At 63.4% G+C, this 17,652-nt stretch carries 6 protein-coding genes; 4 read left to right on the plus strand and 2 right to left on the minus strand.

Going from position 1 to position 17,652, the window contains the following annotated elements; translation table 11 throughout:
* A partial coding sequence (locus tag OC610_RS04550; RefSeq protein ID WP_264426713.1) for a non-ribosomal peptide synthetase occupies positions 1–9,600 on the minus strand: 9,600 nt, incomplete at its 3' end.
* 480 nt (positions 9,601–10,080) lie between these two features.
* Here OC610_RS04550 and nirB point away from each other — a divergent pair.
* From nirB to cobA, 4 genes are read left to right on the plus strand one after another with little or no spacing between them, the layout of a single operon-like run.
* Positions 10,081–12,534: a nitrite reductase large subunit NirB gene (gene nirB, locus OC610_RS04555; RefSeq protein WP_264426714.1), complete on the plus strand. Its 2,454-nt coding sequence runs from the start codon at positions 10,081–10,083 to the stop codon at positions 12,532–12,534.
* On the plus strand, positions 12,531–12,851 hold the full coding sequence (gene nirD, locus OC610_RS04560; protein ID WP_264426715.1) for a nitrite reductase small subunit NirD: 321 nt from the start codon (positions 12,531–12,533) through the stop codon (positions 12,849–12,851). Before nirB ends, nirD begins: the two co-directional genes overlap by 4 nt.
* On the plus strand, positions 12,848–15,565 hold the full coding sequence (locus OC610_RS04565; protein ID WP_264426716.1) for a nitrate reductase: 2,718 nt from the start codon (positions 12,848–12,850) through the stop codon (positions 15,563–15,565). The genes nirD and OC610_RS04565 overlap by 4 nt, the downstream gene beginning before the upstream one ends.
* A gap of 10 nt (positions 15,566–15,575) precedes the next feature.
* A complete protein-coding gene (gene cobA, locus OC610_RS04570) occupies positions 15,576–16,331 on the plus strand; it encodes a uroporphyrinogen-III C-methyltransferase (protein ID WP_264426718.1) in 756 nt (251 codons plus the stop codon).
* Positions 16,332–16,585: 254 nt separating this feature from the next.
* On the opposite strand, the gene OC610_RS04575 is transcribed toward cobA, so the two are convergent.
* On the minus strand, positions 16,586–17,620 hold the full coding sequence (locus OC610_RS04575; protein WP_264426719.1) for an OmpA family protein: 1,035 nt from the start codon (positions 17,618–17,620) through the stop codon (positions 16,586–16,588).
* Positions 17,621–17,652: the final 32 nt, after the last annotated feature.

Genomic DNA, 17,652 nt, shown 5'->3' on the forward strand with positions numbered 1-17,652 from the left:
GAGGATGTGGTGGTGGCTGTAGATCAGGTGATAACGCTGCTCATCGAGACGTACGATCATCAGACGCACCAGGGCCGGCGCGCTCAGGTGAAGTTGTTGGCGTTCGGCATCGGCCAGGGCCTGCAGGGTCTGGTCAGGCAGCGGATCATCGCGCAGATCGTGCAGGCTGTAAGGCAGCTCCAGGTACTTGCTGACCACTTGCACCGGCGCCGGCAAATCGCCCTGCCAGACAAACCGCGTGCGCAGGATGTCGTGGGCATCCACCGCCGCCTGCCAGGCCTGGCGGAAGCGTTCCGGGTCAAGCCCGTCGATGTCCAGGCGCAGTTGGTTGATGTAGTCGCCGCCCGCGTCGCCATATACGCCATGGAACAGCATGCCTTGTTGCATCGGTGACAACGGATACAGGTCGACGATCTGCGCGGGCGGCATCGGCAGTCCGTCCAGTTGTGGCTGGTTCAGGCTCGCCAGCGGGAAGTCCGACGGCGTCACACCGCTGTGTTCGCCCCGGCAGCAATGGTCGATCAGCCGCTGCAACTCCAGCGCGTAATCGTCGGCCAGGGCCTGGATGGTGGATTCATTGAACTGCTCGCGACTGAAGGTCCAGCCCAGGTTCAGTTCGCCGCCGAACACCTGGCCGTTCAAGGCCAGCGCATTGGACAGCGGCGCTTCGGCGTCCAGCTCATCGCCGGCGCCTTCGTCGGCCGGGATGAACAAGGCGCCGTCGGCCTCGCTGAAGCTGGCGTCGAACTGGCCCAGGTAGTTGAAGGTCAGGCTCGGCGTCGGCAACCCGGCCAGGATGGCCCGCGTCGCGTCATCCGCCAGATGGGCCAGGGCGCCGAAACCGAGGCCTTTGTCGGGCATCGCCCGCAGTTGCTCCTTGATCTGCTTGAGGCAATCGCCCAAGTCCGCCCGTGGCGTGAGCCGGGCCGGGTACAGGCTGGTGAACCAGCCAACGGTGCGGGTCAGGTCGACGTCGTCGAACAAGGCTTCGCGACCATGGCCTTCGAGCTGGATCAGCGCGCTGTCGGCGCCCGTCCAGCGCACCATCACCCGCGCCAGTGCCGTGAGCAGCAGATCGTTGACCTGGGTCCGATAGGCCTTGGGCGCGTCTTGCAGCAGTTGCCGGGTCAACGCGGCGTCGAGTCGTGTTCGCACCGTCACGGCCAGGTGGTTCTGCTGGCCGCCGGCAGGGTTATCCATCGGCAACGAAGCATCGACGTCTTCGAGTTGGGCCTGCCAGAACGCCAGTTCCTGCGCCAACCAGTTACTGCGGGCATGCGCTTGCAGGCGCTCGGCCCAGACCTGCGCCGAGGTGGTTTTCAGCGGCAATCGCAGCACCGCTCCGTTGGAAAACTGGTGATAGGCGCTTTGCAGATCCTCGAACAGGATTCGCCACGACACGCCGTCGATCACCAAGTGATGCACGGCCAGCAACAAACGCTGGCTGCCATCGGCCAGCGTCGCCAGGACCGCCCGTAGCAAGGGGCCCGCTTGCAGGTCCAGGCTGCGCTGGGCCTCGTTGGCGATGCCTTGCAAGGCCTGCGCATCAGGCGCGTCCACGGTCCAGAGCAAGTCTTCGGATTGAGTGTCCGCAGGACGGTAAACGGCCCTCCAGCCGTCGTCCTGCTCGGTGAAGCTCAAACGCAGGCCATCGTGATGTTGCAACAGCGCGCTCAACGCCTGGCTCAGGATCGGTGCGTCCAGGCGCTGGGTCGGCTTGAGCATCACCGCCTGGTTCCAGTGATGACGCTGCGGTATCGCCTGTTCGAAGAACACCCGCTGCACCGGCAACAGCGCCAGCTCACCCGTCACCGGCCCCTGGTCGATGACTTGCGCGGCCTCGCCCGGGCGAACCACGGTCGCGAGCATCTCCAGGGTCTGGTGCTGGAACAGATCCTTGGGCGTGAAATGCATGCCGGCCTGGCGAGCGCGGCTGACCACCTGGATCGAGACGATGGAATCGCCACCCAGCTCGAAGAAATTATCCCGCAGGCCGACGCGTTCAAGCTTGAGCACGTCCTGCCAGATCGCCGCCAGTTGCTGTTCCAGCACAGTGCACGGCGCCAGGTAGGCGTTTTGGGATTGGCTGGCATCAGGCTTGGGCAGATTCTTGCGGTCGAGCTTGCCGTTGGGGGTTAGCGGCAGGCGTTCGAGCAGCAACAGATAAGCCGGGACCATGTGCGCCGGCAATGTCGCCTTGAGTTGCTCGCGCAGGTGCTCGGCGAAGTCTTCGCGGGCAGGTTCTGCCGTCACCACATAAGCCACCAAGCGCTTGCCACTTCCGGCGGTGCCTTCCTGGGCCACGACCACCGCTTCGCGTACGCCAGCGAGGGCCTGCAGGCTGGCTTCGATTTCACCCAGCTCAATGCGGAAGCCGCGGATCTTCACTTGGTTATCGATGCGGTCCAGGTAATCGAACGTGCCGTCGACGCGCTGGCGCACCAGGTCTCCGGTGCGATACAGCAAGCCGCCGGCGCTGAACGGGTCGGCGACAAAACGCTCGGCGGTCAGCCCTGGCCGGTTCAGGTAACCACGGGCCAATCCCGTGCCGCCCAGGTACAGCTCACCGGCCATGCCTTGGGGCAACAGGTTCAGGTCGGCGTCCAGCACGTAGGCGCTGCGGTCGCCGATGCGGCTGCCGATGGGCGCGTAGGCAGCGCCACACGACACCTCGCGACCGGCCTTCCAGATCAGCGGTGTGACCACCGTTTCAGTCGGGCCATAACCGTTGATGATGTACTCGGGACGCAAGGCACGCTTGACCCGTTCGAAACTGGCGTTGGGCACCGCGTCACCGCCGAAGCAGTAGACGCGCACCTTCGGCGGGTTACCCTCGCGCTCGGCGTATTCGGCCAGTTGTTGCAGGTAAACGGGCGGGAACGCCACCACCGTCACACCGTGCTCGTGCATGGCGTTATAGGTCTGTTCCGGGGTCCACAGGCTGTCGTCGCGAATCAGCAGCGACGCACCGTGGGTCAGGCTGGTGAGCCAGCGCTCGTGGGCGCCGTCGAAAGCGAACGACATGAAATGGAATTCGCAATCGCTGTCGCGCATTTCATAACGCTCGCCAATGGCCTGGCAGTGCATCGCCAGCGGACCGTGGGCCACGCTGACGCCCTTGGGGTTGCCGGTGGAGCCGGAGGTGTAGATAACGTAGGCCAGGTTCTGCGGGTCGAGTCGGAGCGATGGCGCGCTGGTCGGCAGCTCACATAAATCGACACAATCCAGCTCCAGCACCGACAACGACTCATCCAGAGGCAACTGAGCCGATACGGAGGAGTCGCTGATCAGCAGCGCCAAGCCGGCATCCTTCATCAAGTACGCCAGGCGCTCGCGGGGATAGCTGACATCCAACGGCACGTAGGCACCGCCGGCCTTGAGCACCGCCAACAGCGTGACGATCACCCCTTCGCTGCGCGGCAAGGCCACGCCGACGCGGGTTTCCGGGCCGACGCCGCGGCTGATCAAGGCGTGGGCCAGTTGGTTCGCGCGCCGGTCGATCTCGCCGTAGCTGAAGTGCCGGCCATTGAAAATCACCGCCGTGCGCTGCGGGCGCTCGGCCGCCAGCGTGGCGATCCGCTGGTGCACGGGAATGCCCACCGGGTACGGCTGCGGGTGATTGTCGGCGTGTTGCCGTGCGTGTTCGGCTCCGCTGGCCAAGGCGATTTCACCCAGGCTGCGTCCGGCGTCCTGGCTGAATTGTTCGAGCAAGTGCAGCAAATGGGCGCTGATTTCCTGAATGACTTCGTCCGCGAAGTGCCGGCGCTCGTAGCTATAGTGCAGCGCCAGTTGTCCGCCGAGGGTGACCGCGACGCTCAGGGCATAGTGCGTCTGCTCCAGGTTGGCAACGTCGCCGAACGTGACTTCGCTACCGGTGCCTTGCTGCAAGGCCTGGGCAATCGGGTAGTTCTCGAACACCAGGAGGTTGTCGAACAGCGCCTCGCCGCCCTGCCCGGCCCAACGCTGGATGTCCGCCAACGGCGTGTGCTCGAAGTCCCGCAGGCTCAGGTTCTGCGCCTGCACCGCTTGCAGCCAATGGCCGACCGTCTGGTCCGGACGTGGGCTGCCGATCACCGGCAAGGTGTTGATGAACAGGCCGACCTGCTGCTCGATGCCCGGCAGATCCGCCGGCCGACCGGCCACGGTCGCGCCAAACGCCACGGTCTGGTGCCCGGTATAGCGTTGCAACAACAGCAGCCAGGCCGCTTGCACCAGCGTGTTCACGGTGACTTTCTGCTGGCGGGCAAACGCTTCCAGCGCTTGGGTGCGCCGCGCATCGAGCGTCAGGGAATGATCACCGTGGCCGCTCTCGCCACCGCCCGAGGCGGCGTGGGCGAGTCGGGTCGGCTCCTGCAACGGGGCCAGTTGTGCGCACCAGAAGTCCTGGCTGAGCTGGCCGTCCTGGCGTTGCAGCCAAGCGATGTAATCGCGATAACGCCCACCCGTGTTGACCGGCGCGCGGCCGTTGTAGCGCTGCATCACCTCGCCAAGCAACTGCGAATTGCTCCAGCCATCCATCAGGATGTGGTGATGGGTGTAGATCAGATGCCACTGTTCGACGCCGGTCCGCACCAGCACCAGGCGCAACAGCGGCGCCTGGCTCAAGTCGAAACCTTGCGCGCGCTCGGCCTCGGCCAGTGCGGCGAGGGCCTGGGCCGGGTCGGCCTGCTCGCGCCAGTCCAGCACGGTGAACGGCAACTGCACCTGCTTGTGGACGATCTGCAGCGGTTGCGCCAATTCTCCCTGCCAGACGAAGCCGCTGCGCAAGATGTCTTGCGTCGCGACGGTGGCCTGCCACGCCGCACGGAACCGCTCGGCGTCCAGGCCTTGCACGTCCAACCGCAACTGGTTGACGTATTCGCCGGCCGCCTGCTCGTACAGCGTATGGAACAACAAGCCCTGCTGCATCGGCGACAGCGGGTAGACATCGTCCAACTGACCGGCCGGCAATGGCAGGTGATCGAGTTGCGCCTGGGTGATCCGCGCCAGTGGAAAATCCGACGGCGTGGCTTGCGGTTCAGCCAGGTTGACGCAATGGTCGATCAACGCCTTGAGCTCGACGGCGTATTGATCGGCCAGTTGCTGCACGGTCGTGCTGTCGAACATCTCACGGCTGAAGCCCCAGCTCATCGCCAGTTCGCCGCCATGCACCTGCCCTTCCACCGTCAGCCAGTTGGCCAACGGTGCCGTCGGGTCCTGGGCGACGCCACTGCCTTCGCCGGACGGCACGAACAGCGCCGCCTCATCGAACTGGCGGTCGAACTGGCCGAGGTAGTTGAAGGTGATGCGTGCAGTCGGCAGATCCGCCGATTGCGCTTGCACCGAAGGCGCTGCCAGATGACGCAGCACGCCGTAGCCCAGGCCCTTGTCCGGGACGCTGCGCAGTTGCTCCTTGATGGTCTTGATCGAGCCGCCGATTTCATCGGTGGCGGTGAGCTTGACCGGGAACAGGCTGGTCAGCCAGCCCACCGTGCGGGTCAGGTCGATGTCATCGAAGAGATCTTCGCGGCCATGGCCTTCGAGCTCGATCAATGTACCCGACTGCCCGCTCCAACGGCTGATGGTGCGAGCCAGGGCGGTGAGCAGCAGGTCGTTGACCTGGGTGCGATAGGCCGCAGGGGCCTGTTGCAGCAATTGCCGGGTCAGTCCGGCGTCCAGGCGCCATTCGATCTTTGCACCGTGGACGTTCTGCAAGCTGCCCTGCGGGCGTTCGCACGGCAGGTCCCGCGCGCCTTCATGCTGGGCTTTCCAATAGGCCGACTGATCGTCGAAGCGCGAGGCTTCGGCATTCAGCCGCGCGGTCCAGCTCTGGAACGCGCTGGTCTTGGCCGGCAACGTCACGGCGCCTCCCGCTGCCAGTTGCGCGTAAGCTTGCTGCAAATCTTCCAGCAGCACCCGCCATGACACGCCGTCCACCACCAGATGATGGATGATCAGCGCCAGCCGCTGGCTGCCGTCGGCCAGGTTTACCAGCATGGCGCGCACCAGGGGCCCGTCTTGCAGGCTGAGGCTGCGCTGCGCCTCGTCGCACAGCGCGTTCAACTGCTCGACGGATCGGGCATCGCGCTGCCACAGGTCGGCGTTTTGCAAAAGCGGTCCATGGCTCTGCCGCCAGCCGTCGGCCTCTTCGACAAAGCGCAGGCGCAAGGCATCGTGATGGTTGATGACGCAGGTCAGCGCCGCGTCGAGTCGTTGTGCGTCCAGCGGTTCCCGTGGGGTCAGCAACAGCGACTGGTTCCAGTGCTCTCGGACCTGCATCGCCTGGGCGAAAAACTGCCGCTGGATCGGCCCGAGCACGGCATCGCCAGTGACCGGCCCGTGGTCCAAGGCACAGTGGCTGTCACGGCGAGCCACCGACGCCAGGCTGCGCACGGTCTGGTATTGGAACAGGTCACGGGGATGAAGATGGATACCGGCCTGTCGCGCGCGGCTAACCACTTGGATCGAGATGATGGAATCACCACCCAGTTCGAAGAAGTTGTCTTCGAGGCCGACGCGCTCCACCCCGAGCACGTCCTGCCAGATTTCAGCCAGGGCGGTTTGCAATGCATCTTGCGGGGCGACGAAGGCTTGCCGGGGGGCGGCGTCCGGTTGTGGCAGCGCCTTGCGATCAAGCTTGCCGTTGGCGGTCACCGGCAGGCTCGCCAAGGGCATCAGGTAGGTCGGCACCATGTACTCCGGCAGACCGGCCAGCAGCCAGGCCTTCACGTCCTGTTGCCATTGTTCATGGGAGTCACCGTGGTCCAGCACCAGATAGCCCACCAGATACTTGCCGTCCTGCACCAGCACCACGGCCTCGCGCACCCGCGGATGTTGCACGAGGCGGGTTTCGATTTCGCCGAGCTCGATGCGCAGGCCGCGCAGCTTGACCTGATGATCGAGGCGGCCGAGGTATTCGATCACGCCGTCGGCGCGCTGGCGCACGCGGTCGCCGGTTCGGTACAGGCATGCGCCGCCATGGAACGGGCACGGCACGAAACGCTCGGCGGTCAGCGCCGGACGCTGGTGATAACTGCGCGCCAGCCCCGCCCCACCCAGGTACAACTCGCCCGCCACGCCCCACGGTACCGGCGACAGATCGGCATCGAGCACGTGGGTGCGCAGGTTGGCGATGGGCCGGCCGATCGGCACGCAATCGGCGCCTTCATCGACGCAGGTCCAATGGGTCACGTCGATGGCCGCTTCGGTCGGGCCGTACAGGTTGTAGAGCGCGGCGTCCGGCAGTTTGGCGAAGACCTGCTGCTGCGCATCCAGCGGCAAGGCTTCACCGCTGCAGACGATGCGCTTCAAACCTTCGCAGGTTTCCACGCCCGGCTCATGGATGAACGCCTGCAGCATCGACGGCACGAAGTGCAGCGTGCTGACGCCATGACGGTTGATGGTGTCGATCAGTTGCCGTGGATCACGATGGGCACCTGGCGCGGCAATCACCAATCGCGCCCCGGTCATCAGCGGCCAGAAAAACTCCCACACCGACACGTCGAAGCTGAACGGGGTTTTCTGCAGCACCGCGTCGCCGTCGTCCAGGCCATACGCCTGTTGCATCCAGCACAAGCGGTTGACCAGAGCCGCGTGGCTGTTGCCGGCGCCCTTGGGCTTGCCGGTGGAGCCGGAGGTGTAGATGACGTAGGCGAGGTTCAGCGGATCGACCTTCGCTTCGGGGCGACTGTCGTTGTAACCGTCGAGCCAACCGTCGGGCTGGTCAAGCGCGATGAGCTCGATTCCCTCGGTCGGCAACCCCGCCAACAGCGAACGCTGGGTCAGCAGCAAGCCGATGCCACTGTCCTCGATCATGTAGGCCAGGCGACCCTGTGGATATTCCGGGTCCAGCGGCACGTAGGCGCCGCCGGCCTTGTGGATCGCCAGCAGGCCGACCACCATTTCCACTGAACGCTCGACGCAGATGCCCACCAGGCTGTCGGGCCGCACACCGCGCCCGAGCAGCAGATGGGCCAGTCGGTTGGCGCGGGCATCGAGCGCTGCATAACTCAGGCTTTGTTCGCCGAACAGCAACGCCGGGGCGTCCGGGGTGCGCACCACCTGGGCTTCGATCAGTTGATGCAGGCACAGCTCGGTCGGGTAGCGTTGGGCCGTGGCGTTCCAAGCGTGGACCAGCGTGGCATGCTCGCCGACGTCGAGCAGCGGCAGCTCGCCGATACGTCGGGTCGGATCGGCAATCATCGCCGTGAGCAATCTCAGCCAATGCCGCGCCATGCGCGCGATGGTCGGCGCTTCGAACAGGTCCTCGGCGTACGTCAGCGCGGCGTGCAACGTGCCGGCTTTTTCATAGGTGTCCAGGGTCAAGTCGAATTGGGTGGTGCGGGTCTGCCACTCGATCATGCCCAATTCGAGGCCGGACGCCGTTCGAATCGTGGTGACATCCGCCACCTGGGATTGATGGTTGTACATCACCTGGAACAGCGGCGTGTGGCTGAGGCTGCGCTCCAGCTTCAACGCGTCGACCAGGCGTTCGAAGGGCAAGTCCTGATGGGCCTGGGCGCCGAGGGCGGCCTCTTTGACTCGGAGCAGCAATTCGTCGATCCGGGTCTGGCCGTCCAGCTCGGTGCGCAGTACCTGAGTGTTGACGAAGAAACCGATCAGGCCTTCGATTTCATCGCGGTTGCGGTTGGCGATGGGCACGCCGATACGGATGTCCGATTGGCCGCTGTAGCGATGCAGCAGCACGTTGAACGCGCCGAGCAACAGCATGAACAGCGTGACGCCCTGGTGCTGGGCGCAGCTGCGCAGTTGCTCCGCCAACTGGCTGTCGATAGCGAACTCATAACGGCTGCCACGGTAGCTCGGCACGGCCGGGCGTGAGTGATCGGTGGGCAACTCCAGGACGGGGTGCTCATCGCCCAATTGCGCCTGCCAATACGCCAGTTGCCGCGCCTGCTCACCGGCCTCCAGCCAACGGCGCTGCCAAAGCGCATAGTCGCTGTACTGGATCGGCAGGTCGGCCAACTGCGGCGACACGCCTGCTTCATGGGCGTCATAGCAGCGGATGAACTCGTCGATGAGCACGTTCATCGACCAGCCATCGGAGACGATGTGGTGCAAGGTCAGCAGCAGCACGTGTTCCTGCGCATCAAGCTTGAGCAATTCGACCCGCAGCAAGGGGCCGTTGGACAGATCGAAGGGCCGCATCGATTGTGCCTGCGCAGCCTGGCGCACCGCTTGCTCGCGCTCGCCCGTCGGTAGGCCGCTGAGGTCCTGTTGCTCGATCACCAGTGGCGCATCGGTGGGCACTTGCAGCAGGCTGTCGTCGGCCTGGCGCTGGAACACCGTGCGCAGGGTTTCATGCCGGGCCACCAGGCTGGCGAAGGCCTGTTCCAGCGCGGGCAGGCTCAAAGCGCCCTTGAGCCGCACCGCCCCGGGCAAGTTGTAGGCGCCGCTTTGCGGGTCCAGTTGCCAGAGAAACCACATGCGTCGCTGGGCGTAGGACAGCGCCTGGCGATCCTCGGCTTCGACGCCCTGGGGAATGGGGAAACGGCTGAAGTCCACGCCCTCCTTGTCCAGCGCGGCGAGGAACATCTGGCGCTTGTCCAGGGGCAGCCCGATAAACCGGCGAGCAAGTTTCAAGGCGTCTTCAGCATTCATTTCTGGGTATCCGGAATCAGTGGGCACAAGGCACAAAGGCATGTCGTCCCTATGAAACGAACGCAAACCGGAAAAATTAGCGATTGGGAATAAGTGTCAGCAAGCGCTGACAGGACGGGATCCAGGCCCGCTCGCGATGACCGCTTTGCCTGCCATTACCAAGCCATCGGGCCCGACGCTCCATTACTGGGCAATACGCTTTGATTCGGTGCAATAAATCCCCCTGCACCTCGGCCAACCTGGGGATCGGCCAGTAGATCCCGGCGCCCGAGCCACTTGGCACAACCGCTGCATAACGTCCATCAACATACATTTGGCAACGCCTTCAACGATGAGGGCGGTGCTTCCCGAGAGAACGGGACCAGGACAAAGGCGTCCTCGCTAGTTTTGCTAGCGGGACGCCTTTTTTTGTTTTCGAAAAAATTGCCGAGCCAGCCTGACCGCCGTGATGAGACAGGCCTGAGCCCGCGGAGAACCCTGATGAAAAAACTCAAACTGGTGATGATCGGCAACGGCATGGCCGGGGTTCGAACCCTCGAGGAACTGCTCAAGCTGAGCAACGAGCTCTACGACATCACAGTGTTCGGTGCCGAGCCCCACACCAACTACAACCGCATCCTGCTCTCGCCCGTGCTGGCCGGTGAGCAGACCTTCGAAGAGATCGTGCTCAACGACCTGAGCTGGTACCTGGACAACAACATCAAGCTGCTGCTCAACCGCAAGGTCGTGGAGATCGACCGGGTCAAGCGCCGGGTCATCGCCGAAGACGGCAGCGAAGCCGAATACGACCGCTTGCTGATCGCCACCGGCTCCACGCCGTTCATCCTGCCGATCCCCGGCAACACCCTGGACGGCGTGATCGGCTACCGCGACATCGCCGACACCCAGGCGATGATCAACACCGCCAAGACCCACAAGCACGCCGTGGTGATCGGCGGTGGCCTGCTCGGCCTGGAAGCCGCCAACGGCTTGAAGCTGCGCGGCATGGACGTGACCGTCGTGCATATCGGCGAATGGCTGCTGGAACGGCAACTGGACAAGACCAGCGGGCAACTGCTGCAAACCGCCCTGGAAAGCCGTGGCCTGAAATTTCGTCTCAGCGAGCAGACCCAGGCCCTGCACGACGCCGGCAATGGCCGGGTCGGCTCGGTCCAGTTCAAGAACGGCGACATTATCCCCGCCGACCTGGTGGTGATGGCCGCCGGCATTCGCCCCAACACCGAACTGGCGGAAAAAGCCGGCATCCCGTGCAATCGCGGGATCCTGGTCAACGACACCCTGCAGACCTATGACCCGCGTATCTACGCCATCGGCGAATGCGCCAGCCACCGCGGCACCGCCTACGGCCTGGTGGCGCCATTGTTCGAACAAGCCAAGGTCTGCGCCAACCACCTCGCCCAGTTGGGTTTCGCCACCTACAAGGGTTCGGTCACGTCGACCAAGTTGAAAGTCACCGGCATCGACCTGTTTTCCGCCGGCGACTTCATGGGCGGCGAAGGCACCGAGACCATCACCCTTTCCGACCCGATCGGCGGCGTCTACAAAAAACTGGTGATCAAGGATGACGTGCTGGTCGGTGCCTGCCTGTACGGCGATACGGCGGATGGCGGCTGGTATTTCCGCCAGATCCGTGAGAATCACGCCATCAGCGAGATCCGCGATCACCTCATGTTCGGGGAAAACGCACTTGGCGACGTAGGACACCAAGGCCAGGACAAAGCCATGAGCATGGCCGACACCGCCGAAGTCTGCGGCTGCAACGGCGTGTGCAAAGGCACCATCGTCAAGGCGATCCAGGAACACGGGCTGTTCAGCGTCGATGATGTGAAAAAGCACACCAAGGCCGCCAGTTCCTGCGGCTCTTGCGCCGGCCTGGTAGAGCAGATCCTGATCAATACCGTGGGCGGCGCGGCGGACGTCAAGCCGAAAAGCGAGAAAGCCATCTGCGGTTGCAGCGACCTCAACCATGGCCAGATCCGCCAGGCGATCCGTGACCAGCACCTGCTGACCATCGCCGGGACCATGAGCTACCTGAACTGGCGCACCCCGAATGGCTGCGCCACCTGCCGTCCGGCCCTGAACTACTACCTGATTTCCACCTGGCCCGGCGAAGCCCAGGACGATCCACAGTCGCGCCTGATCAACGAACGCGCCCACGCCAACATCCAGAAAGACGGCACCTATTCCGTGGTCCCGCGGATGTGGGGCGGCGTGACCAACCCGTCCGAACTGCGGCGCATTGCCGATGTGGCCGACAAGTACAACGTGCCCATGGTCAAGGTCACGGGCGGCCAGCGCATCGACTTGCTGGGAATCAAGAAGCAAGACCTGCCCGGCGTCTGGAAAGACCTCGACATGCCGTCCGGCCACGCCTACGGAAAATCCATCCGCACCGTGAAGACCTGCGTGGGCAGCGAGTTCTGCCGCTTCGGCACGCAGAACTCGACTCAGCTGGGGATCGAACTGGAGCACGACCTGTTCAACATGTGGTCGCCGCACAAGGTGAAGCTGGCGGTCTCCGGTTGCCCGCGCAACTGCTCGGAAGCGGGCATCAAGGATGTAGGAATCATCGGCGTCGATTCCGGCTGGGAGATGTACATCGGTGGCAACGGCGGGATCAAGACCGAGGTCGCCGAGTTCTTCGTCAAGCTCAAGACCGCCGAAGAAGTTCGCGAATACAACGGTGCCTTCCTGCAGCTCTACCGCGAGGAAGCCTTCTACCTCGAACGCACCGTGCACTACATGCAGCGGGTCGGCATGGAGCACATCAAGAAAGCCGTGCTGGAAGACCCGGAGCGGCGCAAGGCGCTTCACGAACGCCTGAAGTTTTCCCTGTCGCTGGAACAAGACCCTTGGAAACAGCGGCTGGAACAGCCCCAGCTGAAGAAAGAATTTGAAGTCATCCCCGTGAAAAACCTGGAGGTGCCGGCATGAATTGGCTGGATATCTGCGCGTTGGATGAAATCAACGCCCTGGGTTCACGCATCATCCATGGGCCGAAGGGCGATATCGCGATTTTTCGTACAAGCGACGATGAAGTTTTCGCACTCGATGACCGCTGCCCACACAAGGGCGGTCCACTGTCCCAGGGCCTGATCTACGGCAAGCGCGTGGCCTGCCCGCTGCATAACTGGCAGATCGACCTGGAAACCGGCCTGGCCCAAGCCCCGGACGTGGGTTGCGCCCATCACCACTCGGCCCGGGTCGAGAACGGCCGGGTCATGCTGGCCCTGCGGGAAGCAAGCTCATGAGCCGCCAGACCACCGCCTCGACCTGCTGTTATTGCGGGGTCGGTTGCGGCGTGCTGATCGAGCATGACGGCGAGCGCATCCTCGGCGTCAGCGGTGATCCCGCCCATCCGGCCAACTTCGGCAAATTGTGCAGCAAGGGCTCGACCTTGCACTTGACCGGCGACCTCGCCGCCCGCGCCCTGTATCCGGAACTGCGCCTGGGCAAAAACCTGGCCCGTGGACGCACCGACTGGGACAGCGCGCTGGACCATGCCGCGCATGTTTTCGCCGAGACCATCGCCGAGCATGGCCCGGACAGCGTGGCGTTCTACATCTCAGGCCAATTGCTGACCGAGGATTACTACGCCTTCAACAAACTCGCCCGGGCCTTGGTCGGCACCAACAACATCGACAGCAACTCTCGGCTGTGCATGTCTTCTGCCGTGGTGGGCTACAAACGCAGCCTCGGCGCTGATGCACCACCCTGCAGCTACGAAGACTTGGAACTGAGCGATTGCGTGATGATCGTCGGCAGTAACATGGCCTACGCCCATCCGATCCTGTTTCGTCGCCTCGAAGAAGCCAAATCCCGCCGTCCAGAGATGAAAATCATCGTCATCGACCCCCGGCGCACCGACACCTGCGACTTGGCAGACCTGCACCTGGCGATTCTGCCGGGCACCGATGTCGCGCTGTTCCATGGGATTTTGCATTTGTTGCTGTGGGAAGACTGGATCGACCGCAGCTTCATCAAGGCTCACACAGAAGGCCTCGCGGACCTGAAGAACCTGGTGCGCGACTACACGCCCAGCATGGTCGCCCAGCTCTGCGGCATCAGTGTCGAGCAACTGCACCAATGCGCCGAATGGGTCGGCACCTCCCCCAGTTTCCTGTCGCTGTGGTGCATGGGCCTGAACCAATCCACCGCCGGCAGTGCGAAAAACAGCGCGCTGATCAATCTGCACCTGGCCACCGGCCAGATCGGCCGGCCGGGTGCGGGACCGTTCTCGTTGACGGGCCAGCCCAACGCCATGGGCGGTCGGGAAACCGGCAGCCTGTCGAACCTGCTGCCGGGCCATCGCGAAGCCGCCAACCCGGAACATCGCGCTGAAGTGGCCGATTACTGGGGTGTCGACCAACTGCCCGCGACCACCGGTTTGAGCGCGATCGAACTGTTCGATCAGGTGCGCAGCGGCAAGATCAAGGCCCTGTGGATCGCCTGCACCAACCCGGCGCAGTCGATGCCAGACCAGGCCGCCGTACGCGAAGCCCTTCAAGCCTGCCCGTTCGTTGTGTTGCAAGAGGCCTTCCGCACCACCGAGACCGCCGCGTTTGCCGACCTGCTGCTGCCAGCGGCCAGCTGGGGCGAAAAAGAAGGTTCGGTGACCAACTCCGAACGGCGCATTTCCCACGTTCGCCGGGCAATCAACGCACCGGGAGAAGCGCGGCCGGACTGGGCGATCACGGTGGATTTCGCACAACGCCTGGAGAAACGTCTGCGCCCGGGGTCATCCAGCCTGTTCGCCTTCGACACTCCGGCCCAGTTGTTCGATGAATACAAGCAACTGACCCGTGGCCGCGACCTGGACCTGTCCGGGATCAGCCACGCGCTGATCGATCAACTCGGCCCCCAGCAATGGCCCTTCCGCGAAGGCGCCACAGTCGGCACCGCCCGTTTGTACGTGGATGGGATTTTTCCTACCGAAAGCGGCCGCGCCCGATTTGTCGCCGACCCTTATCGCGCCGCCAAGGAATTGCGTGAAGCCCGCTACCCGCTGACCCTGAACACCGGCCGCCTAAGGGATCAATGGCACGGCATGAGCCGCACCGGTACGGCTGCGCAGTTGTTTGGCCATGTGAACGAAGCGGTGCTCAGCCTGCACCCCGACGAGTTGATTCGCCATCGCCTGCAAGCCGGTGACCTGGTCAGCCTCAAGAGCCGTCGCGGCAGCCTGATCGTGGCCGTCGACAGCGACGAAAGCGTGCGCCCCGGGCAGGCTTTCTTGCCGATGCACTGGGGTGATCGGTTTCTCAAGGGAGGGGTGAATACCCTGACCCAGCCGGCGTTCGATCCACTGTCCAAACAGCCAGAGCTCAAGCACAGCGGCGTGCGCCTGGAAGCTGTAAACCTGCCCTGGCAACTTTTCGCCCTTGTCGAAGGCGATGTCCAACAACATTTGGAGACGTTGCGCCCACTGTGCGAGGCGTTTGCCTACGTCAGCCTTAGCCTGACCGGTCGCGAACGTCCGGCGTTGCTGATTCGCGCCGCCAGTGCCGTTGCACCCGAACCACAACTGCTCAAAGCCATCGACGAACAACTGGGGCTGATCGAAGGGCCGGTATTGGCCTACGACGATCCGCGTCGCGCCATCGGTAAACGAGTGCGGATCGAAAACGGTCGTATCACCGCCATACGCCTGGCGGGCGAAACCCTGGCTCGGCATTGGCTGCAGAACCTCTGGCTGGAAGGTCGCGCCGACGAGCAACTGCGGCGTTGGCTGCTGGCGCCTCTGAGCGCGCCGCCGGGCAACACCGGCGCCGCCGTGGGCAGCGGGAAGACGCTGTGCAACTGCATGAATGTCAGCCAGCGCGCAGTGTGCGCTGGCATCGAGCGCGGCCTGGATTTGCAGGGCCTGAAACAGGAACTGGGCTGCGGCACGCAGTGCGGTTCCTGCGTACCGGAAATCAAGCGTCTGCTGGTTGCCACCGCGCAACCGGTCGCCGCGATATCGTGAGGAAAACACTATGAACGCAAAAGTCTGGCTGGTCGGTGCGGGTCCCGGCGACCCCGAATTGCTGACCCTCAAAGCCATGCGCGCCTTGGGCGAAGCCGACGTGGTGTTGATCGATGACCTGGTCAACGACGCGGTGCTGGAGCACTGCCCCGATGCGCGCATCATCGCCGTGGGCAAGCGCGGCGGTTGCCGCTCGACCCCTCAGGCGTTCATTCACCGGTTGATGCTGCGTTATGCCCGCCAAGGCAAATGCGTGGTACGCCTCAAGGGCGGAGACCCATGCATTTTCGGCCGGGGCGGTGAAGAAGCGCAGTGGCTGCGCGAGCATGGTGTCGAGGTGGAACTGGTCAACGGCATCACCGCAGGACTTGCCGGGGCCACCCAGTGCGACATTCCCCTGACGTTGCGCGGCGTTGCGCGGGGCGTGACGTTGGTCACCGCCCACACCCAGGATGGCAGCGGCCTGAACTGGCAAGCCCTGGCACAAGGCGGAACCACCCTGGTGGTGTACATGGGCGTGGCAAAACTCAGTGAAATCCGTGAGCAATTGCTGGCCGGTGGCCTCGCGGCGGAGACGCCCGTGGCCATGATCGAAAACGCTTCCCTGCCCCATCAGCGTGACTGTCGCAGCAACCTGGCCTCGATGGAAATCGATGCCGGAGCGTTTCAACTCAAGAGCCCGGCGATCCTGGTGATTGGTGCGGTGGCCGCTGCTGCCGAATTGGCCGCCTCACCTTCTACCTTCGCGCAGGCTTCAATCCTCTAAAAGACAACCCCAAAACCTGTGGGAGCGAGCTTGCTCGCGATGGCTGTGTGTCAGTCAATGTATGTGTGACTGAACCACCGCTATCGCGAGCAAGCTCGCTCCCACAGTTGGATCTGCGTACGCCGGGGGAAATAAGTCGGCAGAATGGTCGCCTTCGCGAGCAGGCTCGCTCCCACCGGTTTTATGTTCCCTGTACAAATTCCAGGCAAAGAAAAACCCGGCCTAGGCCGGGTTTTTCCAAAGCTTCGGGCTAATTACTTAGCTTGGGCTTCAACCTGCGCTTCTACGCGACGGTTAACTGCACGACCAGCTTCAGTGGCGTTGTCAGCTACTGGGCGGGATTCGCCGTAGCCAACAGACTGAACGCGGGACGATTCAACACCGTACTGGTTGGTCAGAACTTGCTTGACGGCGTTTGCACGACGCTCAGACAGTTTCTGGTTGTAAGCGTCAGGACCGACGGAGTCAGTGTGACCTTCAACAGTGGTGCTGGTGGATGGGTACTGCTTCATGAAGTCAGCCAGGTTCTTGATGTCGCCGTAGCTGTTTGGCTTGACGACCGACTTGTCGAAGTCGAACTTGACGTCCAGCTCAACACGTACGACTTCAGCAACAGCTGGGCAGCCATCAGCGTCAACAGTTACGTTGGCTGGGGTGTCAGGGCACTTGTCGACGTTGTCGCACACGCCATCGTTGTCGCTGTCGGAGCAGACTTCAGCCGGAGCTGGAACTGGAGCAGCAGCTGGCTTGGAGCCGCCACCGAAGTTCACACCGATACCGACGCTAGGAGCCCACTCGGTGTCGCCCTGGTCGATGTTGTACTGAGCTTCAACGCCGGCACGGGCGTAGAAGTTCTCGGTGAAGTACAGCTTGGCGCCGCCACCGACGTTGGCGAAGGTGGAACGGTTACGACCGTTGTCACCGTTCTGACCGATGCTCTGGTCCGAGAAACCGGCAGAGACGTAAGGACGAACCATGTCACCTGGGTTGTTGAAGTGGTACAGGGCGTCCAGAGCAGTGTTGGCGCCCTTGATGTTACGACCGTCGTCGGAACGTGCGTTGTGCACTTCGTCGTAAGCCAGACGCAGTTCTACGTCGTCGGTCAGGAAGTAACCAACCGAACCGCCGAACAGGTTGCCGTTGTTCTTGAAGTTACGAGCGCTGTCGAATTGCTCTTTCTTGGCGAAGCCTTCGATTTCAACTGCGCCTTGGCCTTGTGCCAGAGCGCCGAACGAAGTGGCGGCAATAAGAGAACCAATGGCAAAGCCCAAGGTGTTTTTCAGTTTCATCCGTTAAATCCCCATCTGGTGATTGTGAAGCA

This window comes from Pseudomonas agronomica (assembly GCF_025917275.1).
Classification (GTDB): Bacteria; Pseudomonadota; Gammaproteobacteria; order Pseudomonadales; family Pseudomonadaceae; genus Aquipseudomonas; species Aquipseudomonas agronomica.

Bases quoted from the DNA above. Each gene is read 5' to 3' on its own strand.
- nirB (WP_264426714.1), top strand. From the start codon at position 10,081: ATGAAAAAACTCAAACTGGTGATGATCGGCAACGGCATGGCCGGGGTT.
- OC610_RS04565 (WP_264426716.1), top strand. From the start codon at position 12,848: ATGAGCCGCCAGACCACCGCCTCGACCTGCTGTTATTGCGGGGTCGGT.
- OC610_RS04575 (WP_264426719.1), bottom strand. From the start codon at position 17,620: ATGAAACTGAAAAACACCTTGGGCTTTGCCATTGGTTCTCTTATTGCC.
- cobA (WP_264426718.1), top strand. From the start codon at position 15,576: ATGAACGCAAAAGTCTGGCTGGTCGGTGCGGGTCCCGGCGACCCCGAA.
- nirD (WP_264426715.1), top strand. From the start codon at position 12,531: ATGAATTGGCTGGATATCTGCGCGTTGGATGAAATCAACGCCCTGGGT.